The organism is Actinoalloteichus spitiensis RMV-1378, from assembly GCF_000239155.1.
GTDB lineage: Bacteria > Actinomycetota > Actinomycetes > Mycobacteriales > Pseudonocardiaceae > Actinoalloteichus_B > Actinoalloteichus_B spitiensis.
In genome coordinates, this window is the sequence record NZ_AGVX02000441.1 from 1 (window position 1) to 3772 (window position 3772).

2 protein-coding genes and 1 pseudogene are annotated in these 3772 nt (G+C 71.4%); 2 read left to right on the forward strand and 1 reads right to left on the reverse strand.

Annotated elements, in window-relative coordinates; genetic code table 11:
- Window positions 1–222: 222 nt before the first annotated feature.
- Window positions 223–515, forward strand: a pseudogene (locus ACTIDRAF_RS33950) (transposase); the annotation flags it as partial.
- Window positions 516–1162: 647 nt separating this feature from the next.
- Here ACTIDRAF_RS33950 and ACTIDRAF_RS33955 read toward each other — a convergent pair.
- On the reverse strand, window positions 1163–2143 hold the full coding sequence (locus ACTIDRAF_RS33955; RefSeq protein ID WP_157163130.1) for a hypothetical protein: 981 nt from the start codon (window positions 2141–2143) through the stop codon (window positions 1163–1165).
- Between the two features lie 310 nt (window positions 2144–2453).
- On the opposite strand from ACTIDRAF_RS33955, the gene ACTIDRAF_RS0218740 reads away from it, so the two are divergent.
- Window positions 2454–3710, forward strand: a complete 1257-nt coding sequence (locus tag ACTIDRAF_RS0218740; RefSeq protein ID WP_016700260.1) for a S8 family peptidase — start codon at window positions 2454–2456, stop codon at window positions 3708–3710.
- Window positions 3711–3772 lie beyond the last annotated feature (62 nt).

A 3772-nucleotide genomic window follows, 5' to 3' on the forward strand; every position in this document is an offset into this window, starting at 1 on the left:
CTGGTGGGTGCTCCCGGTTCTCCTCCACCCACTTTTTTTGTGTTGGGGGTGCGGGTTGTTCTCGCGCCTGGGACCGGAACCGGGATCTCCTCCGAAGAGAAGGGCCTGGCCGGTGGACGAACAGTCCCCCGGTCAGTGAGCGAGGCGTCCCCGGCCTGCTCACGACCGGTGGTGCGGCCGTCCCCCCGCGGGCCCGATGTTCCCGGTTCCGAGGCACGTACAGGGCTGGGGGGCAGGACCGCGTGCCGCATCCTGCTCGACATCGCCGGATGCCTCGAACCTCGCCAGCTCGGCCCATCTGGCGGCCTACGCCGGTGTTGCTCCCGTGGCGCGCGTGCCTCCGGGACGAGCATCCGTGGTGAGCACCCGGCCCGGACGGGCAACCGCACGCGGAAACGGGCGTTGTTCCTGTCCGCGCTCGCGGCGCTGCACCGCCCGACCAGCCGCGCCTCGAACCGACCCCACGGTGCCGAGGGCAAGAGCACGACGCTGCTCCGATCTGCCTGGCTCGTCGGAGCGGGGGCCGCCGTGGACACCGCGCCGGCCACCCACCCCCCGCCGACCGGCTGCCCGGGCTGGTGGTCGTCCTGGGAACCGGGCCCGCCGGGGAGGTCGTCGCCCGGTTCGCCACGCCCCCGTCGGCATCGGAACTCGCACCGGTCGCGCCCCGGACCTCTCGACGGGTTCCGGGACCGGCCCCGCGCTCGCGGACAGCGCACTGGTCGGGCTCGGTGAGACGACCCCTCGGCCGGCCTCGGGCGTGACCGCTGATCCAGGACGGTGTCGAGCGATCCCGCTCCGCCGGCCCCAGGTTCTCCAGGCACTACCGGGGACCACGGCCGCTGACCGGACTATCCGTGGGCTGGCCGGTGCCCTGGCTGGTCCGCGTGGAGCGGACAAGCGGGTGAACCTGGGCCGCCTCTCGGGGGCTGGCCGAAACGGTGGGGGATGGTCCGGCGGCCAGGACGGGGGACCGGGTGGAGGCCCGGTCAGCGCCCGTCCGGCCGCTACCCCGGACCCTCGGCCGGGGCAGGGGACGGCCTACCGTTCGACGAGGGGCCCAGACCGGCGGTTCCGCGACGGCTATTGCCCGGCAGCCCGCCCGGCGAGGAACGGCTCCGGCCGCCGGCGGTGGACCGTGCCGGAGGGGCGCGGCGCGCCCTCACGGTGCTGGCCACTCCCAGCAGATGCCGACCGTCCCGGGGAGCACGTCCAGCTCGACGACGTGCGCGCACTGCTCCGAACCCAGGGCCAGCGGCGTCCGCGACGCGGCCTTGCGCTGGTCGGAGGGGCGGACGAAACGGTGCAGGGCGACGGGAAGCGCCTCGGGGGAGAAGGACACCTCCAACAGGTACTCCCGCACCGGGGCGACGAACCTCCGGGAGCACTCCGTCGTCCGTGCGCGTGCGGGCCCGCCCGGCTGGGCGACCAGCTCGAACTCCAGGATGGTGGTCGTCCCCCTGGCCAACGGGCTCGGCAGGACGAGTTCGGCCACCACCAGTCCGGTGTCACCGGACCTGGCGACCCTGCCCACCCGGCAGTTGCGGATCGCGTGCGGGGTGAGCGCGGGCAGGTCGGGGTGTTCCGGGTCGAACACGACGAGGCAGCGGTCGGGGCCCTCCCGCCTGGCGCGGAGGACCTGCCGGGTCCGAATTCGGCGGACGGAACCCGAGGCGCCGACCGAATAAACGTCGTGGTGGCTGATTCGTTCAAGTGATGTGTCCGACCGGACGTCGAATGAGGACAGCAGCTCCGGCACCGCCGGCACCTCCGGCCACAGCGAGGCGATGGACGGGATTGTTAATCGCTTGTTTCTTCCTCTGGGTCTTGGTGGGCCGAGCAGGGAGCGGAGCGTGCTCGGCGGCAGAGTGAGCAGGCGTTCCAGCTGTCGCAGCGCGTTCAGTGATTCCCGCCGTTCCGGCCGGCTGCGGCCGGACTGCCAGTAGCTGAGCGTGGCGACGCTGATGTGGTGGCCGTGCTGCTCCAGCCGGTACCTGATGCGGTCGAGGCTGAGCCCGCTCGCCGCGATGGCCGCTCGCAGTGTGCTGGGGAATGGCTCGTCAGCCGGTGATGTGCGGTCGGACGGCGGGCGGGGTGCGTGCCCGTCGACCTGGTCGCTCGTACTCCACGTGGCACCGGTCATGCTCACTCCTCGCGGTCGGAACGCGCTCCGGCTGACGTTAGTGCGGGGGGTTCTCCCGGGGGAGCCCCGCGTGCCCGGAATTCCGGAGTCCGGGAACGGGGCGACCGTCGTTCATCTGTTAAGTGTCAAAACCCGGTCCTTTCCCCCGTCCTGATTTCTTCCTAGCATCGGTGCAGCATCACGAATTACCGCCAACCGTGTTTCGTGTTTCGTTCCTGTGACGTAATTCGTGGTGATCGGGAGTGACCGTGATCGGTTTCGGTTTCGCATGCCCGCGAGCGGAGGAACCGGAACCGGAAGGGATTCAGGGATGACGAACAACTGGCGGAACTACTTGCGGACGTTCGGCGGTGTCGGAGCCGCGGTCGCGCTGTCACTGACCGCGTGGGCCGGGGCGGCCGGAGCCGACCCGACGGCGGACCAGGTCGGGAAGGTGTTGCACGCGGACTCGGCACGGGCGATCAAGGGCAGCTACCTGGTGGTGCTCGACGAGACGAGCCCTCGACTGGCCGCCGGCGTGACCGCCACCGCCGACGGGCTGGTCACCCGGTACGGCGGCAGTGTCGAGCGCACCTACTCCACGGCCATCCAGGGTTTCGAGGCCGCGCTGACCGAGGGCCAGGCCCGCAGGCTGGCCGCCGACCCGTCGGTGGCCTACGTCGAGCAGAACCAGCGGGTGAGCATCGACCTGACCGCCGCCCCGACGACCACGCGTGACGTGGGCGTCCAAGCCGTGCAGACCAACCCGCCGTCCTGGGGCCTCGACCGCGTCGACCAGCGCAACCTGCCCCTGGACAACCGGTACGAGTACACCACCACCGGCAGCGGCGTCACCGTGTACGTGCTGGACACCGGTGTCAACATCAGCCACCCGACCTTCGGCGGTCGGGCGAGCTACGGCTACAACTTCGTCAACAACACGTCCAACGCCGAGGACGGCAACGGGCACGGGACGCACGTGGCGGGCACCGTCGCCGGGTCCCAGTTCGGTGTGGCGAAGAACGCGCGGATCGTGGCCGTGCAGGTTCTCGGTGCCACCGGTGGCGGTACCACCGCCGGGGTCGTCGCCGGCGTGAACTGGGTGGCCGCGAACGCCAGCGGTCCCTCGGTCGCAAACCTGAGCCTGGGCGGCGGCGTGTCCACCGCCCTCGACCAGGCCGTCGTGAACGCCATCAACAGCGGTGTCACCCACGTGGTGGCGGCCGGCAACAGCGGCGCCAACGCCAACAACTACTCGCCGGCCCGCGTCGGCCCGGCGATCACGGTCGGCGCGACCACCAGCACCGACGCCCGCGCCTCGTACTCCAACTTCGGCAAGGTCGACATCTTCGCGCCCGGCTCCAACATCACCTCCGCCTGGCGCTCGGGTGGCACCTACACCGGCAACGGCACGTCCTTCGCGTCCCCGCACGTGGCCGGTGCCGCCGCCCGCTACCTGCAGAGCAACCCCGGCGCCACTCCCGCCCAGGTGAAGAGCGCCCTCCAGTCCTGGGGCACCAGTGGCATCGTCACCAACCCGGGCACCGGTTCCACCAACCGCCTGCTGTACGTCCCGCCGGCGAGCTGACCAGCTCCTCCTCGCGAACCCACCTCGTGTCCACCGGTGGCCGGTTCCCCGACGGGAACCGG

What these genes read in the sequence shown, in the direction of transcription:
- ACTIDRAF_RS33955 (WP_157163130.1), bottom strand. Translation starts at nt 2,143, where the DNA reads ATGACCGGTGCCACGTGGAGTACGAGCGACCAGGTCGACGGGCACGCA.
- ACTIDRAF_RS0218740 (WP_016700260.1), top strand. Translation starts at nt 2,454, where the DNA reads ATGACGAACAACTGGCGGAACTACTTGCGGACGTTCGGCGGTGTCGGA.